The organism is Apilactobacillus apisilvae, assembly GCF_023380225.1.
Taxonomy (GTDB): domain Bacteria; phylum Bacillota; class Bacilli; order Lactobacillales; family Lactobacillaceae; genus Apilactobacillus; species Apilactobacillus apisilvae.
The window spans coordinates 809,093-824,028 of record NZ_CP093362.1; the positions used below are offsets into that span (position 1 = coordinate 809,093).

16 protein-coding genes are annotated in these 14,936 nt (G+C 31.1%); 3 read left to right on the forward strand and 13 right to left on the reverse strand.

Translation table 11 applies throughout. The features are described 5' to 3' along the window. Positions 1–35 precede the first annotated feature (35 nt). The 7 genes from MOO46_RS04185 to MOO46_RS04215 all read right to left on the reverse strand — a co-directional run bounded on the left by MOO46_RS04185 (position 36) and on the right by MOO46_RS04215 (position 6,834). On the reverse strand, positions 36–212 hold the full coding sequence (locus MOO46_RS04185) for a hypothetical protein (protein ID WP_317619356.1): 177 nt from the start codon (positions 210–212) through the stop codon (positions 36–38). After that, on the reverse strand, positions 212–916 hold the full coding sequence (locus MOO46_RS04190) for an NAD(P)H-dependent oxidoreductase (protein WP_249510447.1): 705 nt from the start codon (positions 914–916) through the stop codon (positions 212–214). Before MOO46_RS04190 ends, MOO46_RS04185 begins: the two co-directional genes overlap by 1 nt. A gap of 155 nt (positions 917–1,071) precedes the next feature. Then, on the reverse strand, positions 1,072–2,865 hold the full coding sequence (locus tag MOO46_RS04195; RefSeq protein WP_249510448.1) for an ABC transporter substrate-binding protein: 1,794 nt from the start codon (positions 2,863–2,865) through the stop codon (positions 1,072–1,074). Between the two features lie 81 nt (positions 2,866–2,946). Then, positions 2,947–3,879, reverse strand: a complete 933-nt coding sequence (locus tag MOO46_RS04200) for an ABC transporter permease (protein WP_317619357.1) — start codon at positions 3,877–3,879, stop codon at positions 2,947–2,949. Positions 3,880–3,894: 15 nt separating this feature from the next. Then, the gene (locus MOO46_RS04205; RefSeq protein WP_249510449.1) at positions 3,895–4,854 is read right to left on the reverse strand and encodes an ABC transporter permease; all 960 of its coding nucleotides are present in this window, start codon (positions 4,852–4,854) and stop codon (positions 3,895–3,897) included. Further along, positions 4,835–5,818, reverse strand: coding sequence for an ATP-binding cassette domain-containing protein (locus MOO46_RS04210; RefSeq protein WP_249510450.1), 984 nt, complete (start codon positions 5,816–5,818; stop codon positions 4,835–4,837). Before MOO46_RS04210 ends, MOO46_RS04205 begins: the two co-directional genes overlap by 20 nt. Before the next feature lie 2 nt (positions 5,819–5,820). Next, complete coding sequence (locus MOO46_RS04215; protein WP_249510451.1) at positions 5,821–6,834, reverse strand: ABC transporter ATP-binding protein; 1,014 nt, start codon at positions 6,832–6,834, stop codon at positions 5,821–5,823. A gap of 365 nt (positions 6,835–7,199) precedes the next feature. On the opposite strand from MOO46_RS04215, the gene MOO46_RS04220 reads away from it, so the two are divergent. Then, complete coding sequence (locus MOO46_RS04220) at positions 7,200–7,403, forward strand: cold-shock protein (protein WP_249511700.1); 204 nt, start codon at positions 7,200–7,202, stop codon at positions 7,401–7,403. A 63-nt stretch (positions 7,404–7,466) separates the two neighbouring features. On the opposite strand, the gene MOO46_RS04225 is transcribed toward MOO46_RS04220, so the two are convergent. Continuing rightward, a complete protein-coding gene (locus tag MOO46_RS04225; protein WP_249510452.1) occupies positions 7,467–7,991 on the reverse strand; it encodes a TetR/AcrR family transcriptional regulator in 525 nt (174 codons plus the stop codon). Between the two features lie 179 nt (positions 7,992–8,170). Between MOO46_RS04225 and MOO46_RS04230 the strand changes: the two genes are divergently transcribed. Then, on the forward strand, positions 8,171–8,404 hold the full coding sequence (locus tag MOO46_RS04230) for a P8 family protein (protein ID WP_249510453.1): 234 nt from the start codon (positions 8,171–8,173) through the stop codon (positions 8,402–8,404). Between the two features lie 93 nt (positions 8,405–8,497). Here MOO46_RS04230 and MOO46_RS04235 read toward each other — a convergent pair whose 3' ends face one another. Further along, on the reverse strand, positions 8,498–8,812 hold the full coding sequence (locus MOO46_RS04235) for a DUF7671 family protein (protein ID WP_249510454.1): 315 nt from the start codon (positions 8,810–8,812) through the stop codon (positions 8,498–8,500). A 115-nt stretch (positions 8,813–8,927) separates the two neighbouring features. Between MOO46_RS04235 and MOO46_RS04240 the strand changes: the two genes are divergently transcribed. Continuing rightward, on the forward strand, positions 8,928–9,587 hold the full coding sequence (locus MOO46_RS04240) for a hypothetical protein (RefSeq protein ID WP_249510455.1): 660 nt from the start codon (positions 8,928–8,930) through the stop codon (positions 9,585–9,587). Between the two features lie 16 nt (positions 9,588–9,603). On the opposite strand, the gene MOO46_RS04245 is transcribed toward MOO46_RS04240, so the two are convergent. The 4 genes from MOO46_RS04245 to MOO46_RS04260 form a co-directional block, all read right to left on the reverse strand. Continuing rightward, positions 9,604–11,322, reverse strand: a complete 1,719-nt coding sequence (locus MOO46_RS04245) for a glycosyltransferase family protein (protein ID WP_249510456.1) — start codon at positions 11,320–11,322, stop codon at positions 9,604–9,606. 98 nt (positions 11,323–11,420) lie between these two features. Then, the gene (locus tag MOO46_RS04250) at positions 11,421–12,359 is read right to left on the reverse strand and encodes a DMT family transporter (protein ID WP_249510457.1); all 939 of its coding nucleotides are present in this window, start codon (positions 12,357–12,359) and stop codon (positions 11,421–11,423) included. A gap of 129 nt (positions 12,360–12,488) precedes the next feature. Beyond that, entirely contained in the window at positions 12,489–13,427 is a 939-nt protein-coding gene (locus tag MOO46_RS04255) for a DMT family transporter (protein ID WP_249510458.1), read from the reverse strand. Positions 13,428–13,461: 34 nt separating this feature from the next. After that, positions 13,462–14,859, reverse strand: a complete 1,398-nt coding sequence (locus MOO46_RS04260) for an APC family permease (RefSeq protein WP_249510459.1) — start codon at positions 14,857–14,859, stop codon at positions 13,462–13,464. Positions 14,860–14,936: the final 77 nt, after the last annotated feature.

Sequence of the window (14,936 nt, forward strand, 5' to 3'; positions counted from 1 at the left end):
TATTTTAATCTTTTTTTAATATCATTTTAATCTAATTACCATTTATCTGGACTCCACATTCTACCATCTAGTTCATCTTGTGATTGTTGTAACCGCTTGGATTGTTCAGCAGCTAATGATTTAGTTTCTTCTAATAATGATAAAAGCTTAAAACTAGTTTCATCTTTTTTTAGGTCATCAATTTGTTGACTTAACCAATTATTAGTTTCCATTATTCATCCTCTTCTTTCTTAATTAAATCTAGTTCCCACTTTATTTCATCTAACTGATCATAATTGTTCTTTAAATAATCAATGATAACTGCTAATTTAGTTTGCTTTTCTGGACTTAATTGTTCTTTTAATTCTTCTAATTGTTCAAAGTACCATCTTTGCTTACTGCTAAAGCTATTGATGTCATCATTGGTTAAATAATTACGATAATCAACTAATAACTTACTTTTTTGAGCATTTGTCATGTAAGCAAATTGATCGACTGTAAATGGTTTGATGAAGTTCATCCCGGCTTTAAATGCCAAAGCTTGATATGGCTTTAATAGTTCATTAATGCTAAAGCCTTCGCTTCCACCGACCGTATAGTTTCTTAGTGGTTCTCCAATGGTAGTGATAATTCCTAATTCTTTACCCTTTAATTTTCCATCTTCATTCGCATAAGTAAAACGTCTTGTAAAAACATCATCCTCATATTTCTTTAATAATGCCGGTGAACTATACCAATACATCGGAAATTGAAATAAGATTCGATCATACTTAATTAACCTTTGTTGTTCTTGCTCAACATTAAATTGATAATTATCGGTTAAATGATCAAGGACTAAAAAGTCAACTGAGTCAATATCATTTTGGCATTGATTTAAGAAAGATTCAGTCATTGAATTATCATATTCTGGATGTGAAACAATTACTAATGTTTTCATGTTATTCGCTCCCTAAATATTACTTATAACAATAATTCTAAATGATTTATTAAAAAAATAACACTACCAAGAATTAACTTGGTAGTGTTATTTTTTTATTTTTATAGGAATAGATATATAAATTGGGGGATTCATAAACTAACCTATGTTATTAACTATTCTGGATCAGAGTTGGTAAGTGATAAGTTACTCCAGAATTCAGTGTCTGTTGGTCTTGCATCATAGCCCTTTACACGCTTGTTAACAGGGGTCCATGATAATGACATTGTAACCGGAACATATGCAGCTTGATTCTGCATATATGTTTGCCAATCTTTGAATTGTTGTGCACGGTAAGAATCATCCCATGATTTAGCATTGTTCATGTTATTCAATAATTCAGTATTCTTATCAGTTGCAAAGTGACCCATATTAAATGCTGCACCAGCACCAAATAAACCAGTAGGAGTTGGTTCAGAATTAGTTGAAAATCCTCCAGAGAATACATCAACTTCATTTTGTTTAGGTTTTTGTAAGATTGCATATAGTTTGTTCATATCCATTGGACGACCACTTGCATAGTTAACATTTAAGCCAACTTTACGCCATTGTTGTAAGTAGTAATTATCTTGAGCTTCACTAGCTGGAGTACCAGTCATAGTACCATAATTAATGGTAAGTGGTTTACCATTAGGTTGAACACGCCATTTACCTTGTTTCTTGTAACCAGCTTCGTCTAACAATTTATTAGCTTTGTCAACATTCAAAGTGTAACGTGGTGACTTAGAATTGTAGTAATTCTTGTAATATGGAGAAATTAAAGAATTTGGTTGCCATGCTAGTCCATTATTAAATTTCTTTCTTAAAGCGCCAATATCTAATGCATACATCATAGCTTGTCTTAACTTAAGATTAGACATTTTAGAATTTTTATCCATAACATTAGTTTGAGTCTTAGTATCCATGTGACCTAAGTTAAAACCAATGTAACCAAAAGATGTTCCAACCGTTCCTACAGTTGTGTAATCACTTAATTGTTTTACCTTAGGATATTCAGTACTAATTCCACCGCTAATTGAAAAATCAAATTGTTTATCTTTAAGTGAACTATAGAAGTTATTTTCATTTACAACTTGGATTGTAATATTTTTAATTTGTGCCTTTTTACCATAGTAAAATTTATTAGGAACCCATGATGTTGATTCACCAGTTACTTGTTTACTCAACTTGTATGGACCAGCAAAGATAGGATCTTTTCTAACTTGTGATGAAGAACCCAATTTAGCAATTGGAACATTCTTTTCATACTCGTATGGTTCTGGTGATGACCACATAAATGAGTTACCACCAAATTTCAATGCTGGGGCAAATTTATTGTATTGAATCTTAACAACGTTACCCTTTTCGCCATCTGGCATGGTAATTCCTGAAATTGTCTTAGCTTTTCCAGAATGGAATGCTTCCATCCCATCAATTGCTTTCCAATCATCAGAATATTGTTGAGATGTTGTATCAGGAGATGCAATTACTTCATATGCATATTCTACATCTTTTGCAGTCACTGGCATTCCATTAGACCACTTAGCATTTTTTCTTAATGTAATTGTAGCAGTTTTAGCTGATTTATCTAACTTAAGATTAGCCATTCCACCATCAACAATTTTATTATCAGCATCAGTTTTAAATAATGAAGATAAACCTGGTGAATAGACATCTTGATCTTCACCATTAGTCATTAATGCAGGTGATGAAATTCCAGCAAATGGTGATGAATTATATTCGGCTACTTTTAGGGTTCCATTATTATATGTAGAGGAGCTCTTAGCAGTATTATTGTAAGCTGAATCCATCTTAACCGATGGTTTATATCCTGATTTAACTTCTGAATTATCGCTGTTTGAACATGCAGCAAGTGCTAATGCAGATGCCATTGTGAGTCCTGCAGCGACCCATTTCTTATATTTTTTCATAGTAAATACCCTCCAATAACTTATAAACAACTAAAATCAAAATTTGATAGCGCATCACCTTCTTAAAATTTAATAATTTAATTACTTAGTGCTTCTTCTTTGAGTAGCATTAGTTGATCTTCTTAATACAGCACCAATATAACTAATTGCTAAACATAGTAAGATAATTTCAATTGTAGCTGGTAACCATGTCCACCAATAAGTTGTGATATTATCAGCATCATTAGCATTCGCAATTAAAGTTCCTAATGATGGGGTTCCCACTGGTAATCCAAAACCTAAGTAGGAAAGTCCAGTTTCAACACCAATATTTTCAGCAAATGAAATGGTCGTATCAACAATAATTAATGAAGAAACATTTGGCATAATTTGTTTAAAAATAATTTTCAATGTACTAGTTCCTGAAGCTTTAGATGCTTGAACATAGTCTTTATTCGACTCAGATAAAGTCTGTGCTCTAATTAATCTAGAAGTTCCCATCCAATAAAACATTGATAAAAGCAGTGTCAAACTAATTACATTATAATGAGGAATAATATTTACAATTTCAATAATGATCATAAAAGCTGGAATAATCATCATAAAATCATAAACTCTTTGCATTGCTAAATCAGTAATGCCTCCAAAATATCCCGAAATTAAACCATAAGCGATTCCAAATGCTGAAGAAATAACTGTTAAACCAATTGCGATTAAAATAGAATTTCTAGAACCAACTACCATCTGTTTTGCAATGGATCTACCACCAGCATCAGCACCTAACCAAAAGTCTGGGGTAAATGGTTTAGCAAAATAATTCATAATATTTGTCGACATCATACTTGATTGATTAATAAAGAAAGATGCAATCATTACATATAATATAAAAGCAACTACTAGAATTAATGAAATCATGGCCATTTTATCTGATTTAAATTCATTAAACATTAGTTTAAAAGAAGATGGTGTTGAATTAGCTCTAGCTTCAGCTTCTAACTTTTTTAAATCTTTATCATCAGCTTTGACATTTTGCATTCAAATCTCTCCTTTCTATTCAACTCTAATTCTTGGATCAATAACACTTAATGCTACATCTGATAATAATGTTCCAAGTAAACTAAGGAATCCATATAACAATACTAAAGCGGTCATTACTGTATAATCTCTAAAGTTAACAGCATTTAAGAATAATAATCCCATCCCAGGGTATGAGAAAATTTGTTCAGTGAACAATGAACCACCAAGCAATCCAGTAATCGAGTAGCCGGCAAATGCTGCAATTGGTAACATTGCATTTCTCATAATGTGATGTTTGTAAATGTTTTTCATTGAAACACCCTTAGCTTGTGCGGTTTTAACATAATTAGAATTTTTAGCATCAATGACCCCTGATCTTAGATATTGGGTAATACTTGAAGTAGCAAATAATGCTCCTAAAGTAGCCGGCAATATCATATGGTAAAACTTAGATAACAAGACTGGTAAAAATCCAGTTGCATTGGGTGAAACTGAACCACTAGTAGGGAAAAGATTTAAATCATAACCAAAAATCCAACCACCGATAACTAAAACAACGAAGAAAGGAATTGACATAGTTGCATATGAATAAATTCTAACTAATGCATCTTGTAATTTACCTTCATGACGACCAGCATATAGTCCCATTGGCAATCCAATAGCATAAGTCATAATCATCGTAAGTAATGCTAACCAGAAAGTATTAACAGCTCTTGAGCCAATAATTGCAGTTACAGGTTCTTGATATTCATAACTATTACCTAAATCTCCATGGAATAAATGAACAACCCAGTTCCAATATTGTTGGTACCATGGATCATATAATCCATTAATTTTCATTAAATGATGAATTTGCCCCATAGAAGCCTTTGGATTAATCGATCCAGTAAACGGGTCACCAGGGAGTTGCTTCGAAAGAATAAATACTAAAATACTCAAAATAATTATTTCTGGAATCATAATTAATAATCTTCTAAGAATTGTTTTCCACATTATCCTCTCCTCCTTTCTTCATTTCTTCTGGAATTGCTGCTAAATGGCTATCGGTAATTTGAATTAATGGTAGTGCATTTCCATCTTTATCATAAAACTTACTTTCATTATCTTTATAATATTTTTCTACTTCTAACCGCTTAGCACGATGTTCATCACGTTTATTAACATCAGTTTCTGGAATTGAAGCTAATAATCGTTTTGTATAGATGTGCAGTGGATGATTGTAAATATCATCTTTAGTTCCAACTTCAACAATTCTGCCCCTATTCATAATCGCAATATGATTACACATGTGCTTAACAACACCTAAATCATGTGAAATAAATAGGTATGAAATATCAAATTCTTTTTGAATTTTTTTCATAAAATTTAAGACCTGTGCTTGAACTGATAAATCTAATGCAGATACCGGTTCATCAGCAACCACTAATTTAGGATTAGTAGCAACTGCTCTAGCAACTCCAATTCTTTGACGTTGTCCACCAGAAAACTGATGTGGATATTTGTATAATGAATCAGGACCCAATCCAACAATTTCTAGTAACTTAATTACTTTCATCTTAGTCTCTTCTTTGCTTAAATGATCGAAGTTATTAAGCGGTTCTGCAATAATGTCGTAAATACGTTTTTCAGGATTTAGACTTAATTCTGGATCTTGAAAAATCATTTGAATTTCACGATTATAATTAACTTTTTTTCTAGCGGAACGTTTGGTAACATCTAAGCCTTGAAAAGATACTGAACCTTTAGTTGCATCTTGCAGACCAACAATTACTTTCCCGGTCGTTGATTTACCAGAACCAGATTCACCAATCAAACCATAAGTGTCTCCTCTTCTAATAGTTAAAGAAACGCCATCAACAGCTTTAACTTGATCAATAACACGATTCCAAAAACCACCACGAACTGGAAAATGAACCTTAAGATTTTTTACTTGTAACAAAACTGGAGTCTTTTTCATAACTACATTGAACCCCTTTCTTCGTCAGGAAATTGAAAATGTTGATAACAAGTACAACGAACCCAATGTCCTGAATCAATTTCATGCATCTTAGGATGTTTTTCGTGTTGATCAGATGATACCCAAGGAATTCTAGGTGCAAACAAATCCCCATCAGTAGGCATCTTCTTTAATGAAGGAACACTACCTTGAATTACATACAAGTCATCACCATGATCACTATTTTGTGGCATCGATCTTAGAAGTGATCTTGTGTATGGATGTTTAGGAGTATTAAAAATTTGTTCAACATTACCTAATTCAACGATTTGACCTGCATACATAACTGCAACTCGATCGGCCGTTTCAGCAACTACTCCTAAATCATGAGTAATTAAAATAATTCCACAATGGTTATCGGCTTGAATTGATTTTAATAAATCCAAAATTTGTGCTTGAATAGTTACATCCAAAGCAGTTGTAGGTTCATCAGCAATAATTAAATCTGGTTCACAAGCAATTGCCATTGCAATGACAACTCTTTGTCTCATTCCACCAGATAATTGGTGAGGAAATTCATGTTCAACTAATTTGGGATGATCAATTCCCACTTTGTTTAATAAGTAAATTACACGATCGTATCGTTTTGATGCAGAATCATTGGTATGATAGACAAGCGATTCTGCCACCTGATCACCGATACGTTTCAAAGGATCCAAAGCTGACAATGGATCTTGAAAAATCATGCCGATTTTAACTCCACGATATGTATTTAAAATTTTTTCATTCATATCTAACAAATTTTTCTTATCAAATATAACTTTTCCAGAAGTTCTTGACTCATTAGGATCAAGTAATCCCATAATTGTATCTGCAAGCGTTGATTTACCACATCCAGATTCTCCAACAATGGCTAAAATTTCATCCCTATTGACATCAAGATCAATATTTTTAATAGCTGGATAAAATTTGCCATCAATTTTAAAAGCCGTATTTACATCTTCAATCGATAATAAGCTTTGTTTCAAAACACTCAATAAGAAAACCCCCAAACTTTTCTTTGATTGATTGTTTTACATTCTCATCCTTTTCTAATAATTTGTCAACATTTTTTTAATTTTATAAATAATAACAGTAAGTAATCCCTTTATTAAAAGAGTTTAACCCCATATATAAATTATTAGAATTAGTTCATTTTTATAATAATTTATAAATTTTATTATTTTTAACAATATGTTTGACAATCATATGTGTATAGGGTATATTATTAACTAATGTGTTACAGAGGTTCGAGATTCTAAGGTTACTTGTTTTATAGTTTTATGAAATAACTTCCTTGATTCAGGCTTTATGATACATTAGAATTTAAGCACGTTATGTGCATTTATGGAGGTTTCATATTATGAAACAAGGTACAGTAAAATGGTTCAACGCAGATAAAGGTTACGGCTTCATCACTACTGACGACGGTGACGTATTTGTTCACTTCTCAGCTATCAACAAAGAAGGTTTCAAGACTTTAGACGAAGGCGAAAAGGTTACTTTGGACGTTGAAGATGGCGACCGTGGACCACAAGCTGCTAACGTTACTCCTGTTGAAGGTTAATGTTTAGTTAAAGTTATTAAAAAAGAGTTATTAGATTAAATCTAATAACTCTTTTTTTGTGCCCTAATTAATCTTAAAGTGCATATATTTAGAAACAAAAATAACCAAAGATTGAACTGGTTCAGACATTCCATCTTCAGTCCAAGTAATTATAATTTCAGTAAGTCCCCCTGCTATCAAGGAAACTAACATTTTAGAAGATTCTTCCCTAGTTTCTAAAACTTCTTCATCAATTAAGTCAGATATATAATATTTTAATCTTTCTAATAAAATCATCGAAAGATTATTCTTGATAATCATTTCCATCATATCTTGATCTTCTTTTACTATCTCAAAAAAGATAGTAGCAATATCAGATAAATTATGGGAATGACTAGATGCTAATCTTTGAACAAAAGTTGTAAAAGAACTATCGAATCGATAGATAATAATATCTTTTTTACTATGAAAATTACGATAATATGTCATTCGTGAAACATTAGCTTGAGAACAAATGTCTTTCACATTAATTTCATCGAATGGTGTCGTTTTAAGTAATTCAAACATTCCATTAACAATTTTATTTTTAGTTGCAAACTTATCTCTCATAACTATGCCTCACTTTATTATATCTAAAAATATATACGAAATTACTCTTAAATGCAAGCTATCACTTTATTGTTATTTTAATATAAATTTAATTAAATAAATTTAAGCATAAATATTAACATAAAGAGAAAATAGACCTATAATAGAAATTGAGTTAAATAATAAGGAGGAAATTAATTATGGCAGAAACTGCAGAAGAAAAAGTAGAAGATAGAGAACGTGTATTAGATACACCTATGGATAAAGAATTTGACTGGTCTGATGATAAAACACCAGTTAGAGATGCTCTTTGGGATCACTACATGGAAGCTGATGGCAAAGATACAATGAAGACTGAAGCTAAAATGCACCCATACTTAGACATGTCAAACGACGAAGTCGCTGCAAATGCCGAAAAGCTATTAAAGAACTAGTTTCTTTAGGTGATTAATTTTTTCGACGCTTTCAACAAAGCTCAACTTATTTAAGCTCAACTTGGCAATAAAACGCCAAAAAAGACTTGATGATTATTCATCAAGTCTTTTTTTAGCATCAACTAAAATATCAGCATCAACAAAATCACTAGTAAAACGTTGTAATGGTGTAAAATCATGCCGATCTTTAAACTTAACTGGATAAGTTGCAACAACTGCAACCATCATATTATTTTCTGTCAAAAATATTTGACCTAATTCTTTATATTTACCCCTAGTATGTTTTCCTGTTCGCCAATCATGTAATTTATAAGTATTTTTATCATCTTTTCTAATTACATAATTACCAGAAGAATCATTTTCAACTGGAACCCCTTTATATCTAGTTACTTTATACTTACCTTTCATAAAAATCTCCTAACATAATTTATTTTTATTAATTCTCTTATTTTCGTGTGATATTATAGAAATTAGTTAAATAATATTAGGAGATGTTATTATTAATTCCGTTAATACACTAAAAATGAGAATTTTTGCTTTGTTATTCGGTTTAGTACTGAATGCATTTGGAAATTCTTTAACAATTATATCAGCATGTGGTTCAGGAATTTGGACCGCATCAGCTGTGAACATGAATGAAATTTTTGGAATTGAAGTTGGAACTATCATATTTATTTTAGGTGTTATAAATGCAATTACCAATCAACTTTTAATTTGGCGGATTGATATTTTACGTTTTATAGAAGAAATTATATTTATTTCATGTTTTAGTTATTTCATAAATATCTTTACAAGTATTTTTAGAAGCTGGGGCTGGGCAGATTTTTCAATCTGGGTTAGAGTTCCAATGACCTTGATAGGAGTTATATGTTTTTGCACAGCAATTTCATTATACCAAAGAGCTAACATATTCATGCACCCCAATGACGATACTACAAATATCCTGCGTTTTAAATTTTTAAAAGGTAGTGCCATCAAATCACAACTATTAGATATGACACCACCAATTATTATTATCATTCTTTGTGGAATTAAATTAGGTCACATTGATTCAGTAGGAATTGGAACTATTTTTTCTATTGCATTTAATGGCGTTCTAATTCAAACTGCTGATAAATGGATTCTACCTAAACTTAAACATAATAAAAATATTAATCAAGAAATTATGGAATCAAAAAAATAATTATAAAAAGACGCTTTTATAGCGCCTTTTTTAGTTTATATAGATAAATAAAAACAGTATATCCAATTAAAATTATCCAACTAATAATTGTTAACCACAACATTGCAATTAGTAATTTAGATCCATGATAATACAACTCAAGTCTATTATTTCCCTGCTTAGCATTCACAATTGGACTACCAATATTGGTTAACTTAACTTGATTTAAATGTTTGCCATTTAAAATTAAATTAGTATCTTTATATTTTACAACTGGTAATTGGATAGTCTTTTTTGTATTGCTATGCCAATTTAAGACTAAGTGGCCAGATTTATTTATGTGTTTTTTGACATTTTCTGAATAATCAATAATTTGTTCAGTATAACTACCATATGGATGAAAATCAAAATAATTGAATGGTGTCACATGATATTGGACTGGTAAATAATCAGGAGTACTTTTAGTAAGAAATTTTAAGGTCTCACCAAGATCTTTGTCAGATAAACTATCTCTAATCGCATTAGTATCATAAGACTGATAATGTAAATTATAATTATTTTGAACTACAGCTGGAGAAAAATAGGCTTTAATACCTTTTTGCACAGAAGTTGCAGCATTTGTACTTATCAGTATTAATAATCCAAAAAGAAATAAATATTTTATATAATTTAGCCATTTATTTTTAAAATGATCATTAATCATAATTCCAAAGCATATAATTAACAAAACAAAAGATATAACTGTAAATCGACGCGGCATTTGAATAAAGTATGAAATACTTGGAAAATGATTATCTAAAAATTGCCATGGAAAGAATGTAGAAGAAATCCATAAGAACAAGATTCCAGTGCAAAAAATAATTTTACGATAAGTCGATGTTTTTTTCCAATTATAAATAAAATAAATAACTGCTAAAATTAACATTACAGAATACAAGTATGGCAACACAAAAACATGATTGCCAAAAAAAGCAATTGAATCAGAATGCATATCCAATTGTGGTGCCACTGGTAAAGCATGATTAGTAAAATCAATTTGAATCATCCCATACCAAACATTAGCTGTTAAACATAGTGTGATAATGACTGCATAAATAGCATTTAATAACATTTTTCTGCGATTATCAGTTTCTAAATATCCCACAACAAAAAAAGGAATTAATGCAAGTGCCCCAATAAGGCTTGTCATAATATGCACTTGCAACATAACAGACATTGGTAACGCCAATCGCAAAATTTTTATTTTTTTGTAATCAACCATATCAAAGCCAGCATTTAAAAGCCATGGTAGCAATGCAGCTGCCCAACCAGTAAATTGACTTCCAACAATCCATCCCATAACAAGATATGACAGCATGTATGAGATTGCCACAACTAAAGAAAAGATTGGTTTAATTTTAGTTCTTATTGCTAAGTGGTACATTAAAGATCCACTTGTAATTAAAACCATTAAAGAAGATATAATTTGAAAGCGGACCCAATTTCCGGCAATTATTAATAATAAACCATTAAAATAAGCAGCTAACGGACCATAAAGAGCATTAATTATTCTTCCCGACTGTTGATATCCATATATAGATAAGAAATAGCTAAAATGGCCGGTTTTAATTTGCATTGCAGCTTCATAAAATCGATTCATATGAAAAATTGAATCAACACCTAATATGTAAGAACCTGTTACAATCTGTGGAAGTAAAATCAAAATTGCAACTAGTGCAATCAATAAATAAGGCCAGATTTTTATTAATCTTTTCATTAAACAACTTCCTTAATATATTAAAATTTGCTTAAAGTCATATTATTAATATAACACAAAAAAGGTTGCCTTCGAAAAAAATCGAAAGCAACCCTGCACTATTGATTATTTTTATCAATTGTTAGTTTTCGATGCGACTTTTGTAAAACAAAAATCGCTAGTATTACAAGTAAAGCACCAATAATTTTAATTAAATTAATTCCAGTATTAAAGAAGATAATACTTAGAATAAAAGTAACTACTGGTTGAGTAGCATCAACTAAGCTCACAACTTCTGATGGTGCAAAGTTTAATGAATGAAGTAAGATAATAAAAGGCAAAATTGTCCCTAATATAATAATTGCACCAACTCCTAATACGATTCCAGAAGTTAAATGAGGTGCATTAATCCATAATGGTTGACGAATATTAAAAATAATTCCTGCAATTAATGTCCCCCATCCTAAAATTACCATTGGAGAACTAGTTGCAACGACTGGTCGAGGCAAGACTACATACAATGCAGCCGTTACTCCAGAGAGAATCCCCCAAATTAAAGATTCATTTGAAATTGAAAGCTTGCTAAAATCACCCTGTGTTAGCGATAAAATAATTCCCGATAATGCAATCACAAATACAATAATATCTATTGGCAGTGGTTTACGTTTCTGAAAAATCATTGAACCTAGCAAAATAAAAAGTGGTGATAAATATTGCAATATTGTTGATGCATCAGCATTACCAGTCTGCACACTCATATAAAAAGTATAAAGGTTCGCTCCAATTCCAAAAACACCGTACGATAGAATACATAGGAAGGATTTCCATGATTTAAAAACATTAAAAATATGTCCCTTATAAACAATCGCAGCGATAATTAATAATATAATTCCAGCGATCATTGTTCTGGTTGATAGAAACCAGTTGGCTTCTAACTTTTCATGTTGTGATACAAATTGCAATACTGTACCAGAAACACCCCAAAGTGCCGAAGCAATAAATGCCCAAAAAATTCCTTTTAGGACATTTGTTTCTAAGACGCCCTTTTCATTTTCCATAATTACACCCCAATAAATGTATGTACATTTTTCTTACATTAAATTTAATCCAGTAATTACATTATCATATTTAGTTAAAATAAACCATAAAAAAAAGCCATCAAAATGGCTTTAAAATAATTTTTACGACTATCTAAGATCTGGTGCTTTTTTAGCACGTTTTTGGTGTGATCTTTGTAAGAAGTAAATTGATACAATGATAATTACAGCACCCAATGCTTCAAAGAAACTTGGGATTTGTTTGAAGACAATAATACTTAAAATAATTGTAACAACTGGTTCAACCGCATCGACAATACTTGAAACTTCTGAAGGTGCAAATTTCAAACTGTATAATACTGATGAAAATGCAAAGATAGTTCCAATTAAAATTACACCACCGATACCAAAAACAATTCCTGATGTAATCTTTGGTGCATCAGTCCAGAATGGATGATATAAGTTAAATCCAATTCCTGCAATTAATGTTCCCCAACCCAGAACAACAAATGGAGAGTTATTTTGAGTAAGTGGCTTAGGAACAGAATAGTAGATAGCTGCTGATACAGCAGAGAATAAACCAAAAACTATCGCAACCAATGGAACTGATAACTCACTAAAGTTACCTTTAGTAATAATCAAAAATACACCAACCAAAGCAAATAAGAATGAAATAATATCAGCTTTTAATGGCTTTTTGTGTAAAAAGACTAAACCATATAAAACAATAAATACAGGTGCTAGATATTGTAAAATAGTTGCTGTTGAAGCATTACCCTCTTGAATACTTACATAGAAGGTTGACATGTTAACTGCCAAACCAAAAATTGCATAAATAAACAATCTGATAATAGATTCTTTTGATTTAAATACATCAAAAATATGTTTACCAACACTAGCTGCACCAATAATTAATAATAAGATTCCAGCAAATAAAGTTCTAACTGAAATAAACCAAGTTGTTGGAACAGCTTCATTTTGCGCTACGAATTGCATAATGACTCCAGAAATACCCCAAAGGGTTGAAGCCATTGAAGACCAAAAAATTCCTTTCATAACATTTTCTGACGTGTTATGTTGTTTATCCATTTTCAAAACTCCCTAAATATCATAATAATTTATATTATGTTTTGTTATTGCTAAGGCTATGTTTAATTCCATAACCAAAATAAATAATTAATCCAATCACGAACCAAACAATTGCTGTAAGCCAAGTTTCTAGTGATAATTGAGTTAACAAATAGATACAAAGTGCTGCTGATATAACTGGCAAAACTGGATACCAAGGAACTTTAAAACCATCATTATTCTTAATATCTTTTCGTTTTCTTAGTGGAATAATTCCAATTGACATAAATGTGAATGCAACCAAAGTACCAATATTAACTAAACTTACCAGCTTATCTAATGAAACAAATCCACCCATAAAAGCAATGATAATTGTTACAAAAACAATACTACGTTTAGGAACATTAGTTTTATGGTCAATTTTACTCAATTTTTTAGGAAATAATCCATCTCTACCGATTGAATAGATTAATCTTGAACTACTAAAGACCATATTAACCATCATCGTAAACATTCCAGCTAGAGCACCAATAGAGATTAAGATGCCTAATTTATCTAAATTAATATAATGAATTGCATATGCAACTGGATCAGAAACATTTAAATCTTTATATGGAACAATTCCAGTTAAGACTACTGATACTAATATATATAGAATCGTACATATAAATAAAGTTCCAACAATTCCTCTTGGCATTGTTTTCTTTGGATTTTTAACTTCTCCGGCAGATGAAGCAATAACATCAAAACCTAAGTAAGCAAAAAATACCAATGAGGCCCCTTGAAAGACACCATGAACTCCAAAAGGTAAAAATGGTTGCCAATTTCCTGGCTTAATAAAGAAGAAACCTACAACTATGAAAATTAAAATAATCGCAATTTTAACAATAACCATAATATCATTTAGCTTAGCTGAGGTTTTCACACCACGCATTAATATCCAAGAAATGAATAAAACAATAACAACTGCAATTAAATCAACGTAAGTCCCTTTTCCAGGATTATAATTAGCCGAAATTGCTTTTGGAATAGTAATACCAATTCCTCGAAGAAACGATTGAAAGTATGAAGACCAGCTAGCAGATACTGCCGCCACTGACAACATATACTCTAATATTAATCCCCAACCAATAATCCAACCTGTAATCTCACCAAACACAATATTACCGAATGTATAAGCACTTCCGGTAATGGGGATTGCAGAAGAAAATTCAGCGTAACACATTGCACAAAGCGTACATACAATTGTTGCCAACACGAAAGATATCATAACTCCGGGTCCAGCAACGGTAGCAGCAACGGTTCCAGGAGTAATAAATATTCCTGCACCAATAACTGCACCGACTCCCATCATAATTAAATCTTTTGTATCAATGGTTCTCTTTAAATTTTCATCTCGATTAATGAACCTAGATAAAGATGTCTTACGATTCGCTTTAGACAATAGGCTCATAAAATTCCCCCTAACTTATGAACAAATAAAAATCGCACTAGTTAGAATTCCAACTAGTGCGAGAAAAAAGCACTAGA

Bases quoted from the DNA above. Each gene is read 5' to 3' on its own strand.
- MOO46_RS04185 (WP_317619356.1), bottom strand. From the start codon at position 212: ATGGAAACTAATAATTGGTTAAGTCAACAAATTGATGACCTAAAAAAA.
- MOO46_RS04190 (WP_249510447.1), bottom strand. From the start codon at position 916: ATGAAAACATTAGTAATTGTTTCACATCCAGAATATGATAATTCAATG.
- MOO46_RS04195 (WP_249510448.1), bottom strand. From the start codon at position 2,865: ATGAAAAAATATAAGAAATGGGTCGCTGCAGGACTCACAATGGCATCT.
- MOO46_RS04200 (WP_317619357.1), bottom strand. From the start codon at position 3,879: ATGCAAAATGTCAAAGCTGATGATAAAGATTTAAAAAAGTTAGAAGCT.
- MOO46_RS04205 (WP_249510449.1), bottom strand. From the start codon at position 4,854: ATGTGGAAAACAATTCTTAGAAGATTATTAATTATGATTCCAGAAATA.
- MOO46_RS04210 (WP_249510450.1), bottom strand. From the start codon at position 5,818: ATGAAAAAGACTCCAGTTTTGTTACAAGTAAAAAATCTTAAGGTTCAT.
- MOO46_RS04220 (WP_249511700.1), top strand. From the start codon at position 7,200: ATGAAACAAGGTACAGTAAAATGGTTCAACGCAGATAAAGGTTACGGC.
- MOO46_RS04225 (WP_249510452.1), bottom strand. From the start codon at position 7,991: ATGAGAGATAAGTTTGCAACTAAAAATAAAATTGTTAATGGAATGTTT.
- MOO46_RS04230 (WP_249510453.1), top strand. From the start codon at position 8,171: ATGGCAGAAACTGCAGAAGAAAAAGTAGAAGATAGAGAACGTGTATTA.
- MOO46_RS04235 (WP_249510454.1), bottom strand. From the start codon at position 8,812: ATGAAAGGTAAGTATAAAGTAACTAGATATAAAGGGGTTCCAGTTGAA.
- MOO46_RS04240 (WP_249510455.1), top strand. From the start codon at position 8,928: ATGAGAATTTTTGCTTTGTTATTCGGTTTAGTACTGAATGCATTTGGA.
- MOO46_RS04245 (WP_249510456.1), bottom strand. From the start codon at position 11,322: ATGAAAAGATTAATAAAAATCTGGCCTTATTTATTGATTGCACTAGTT.
- MOO46_RS04250 (WP_249510457.1), bottom strand. From the start codon at position 12,359: ATGGAAAATGAAAAGGGCGTCTTAGAAACAAATGTCCTAAAAGGAATT.
- MOO46_RS04255 (WP_249510458.1), bottom strand. From the start codon at position 13,427: ATGGATAAACAACATAACACGTCAGAAAATGTTATGAAAGGAATTTTT.
- MOO46_RS04260 (WP_249510459.1), bottom strand. From the start codon at position 14,859: ATGAGCCTATTGTCTAAAGCGAATCGTAAGACATCTTTATCTAGGTTC.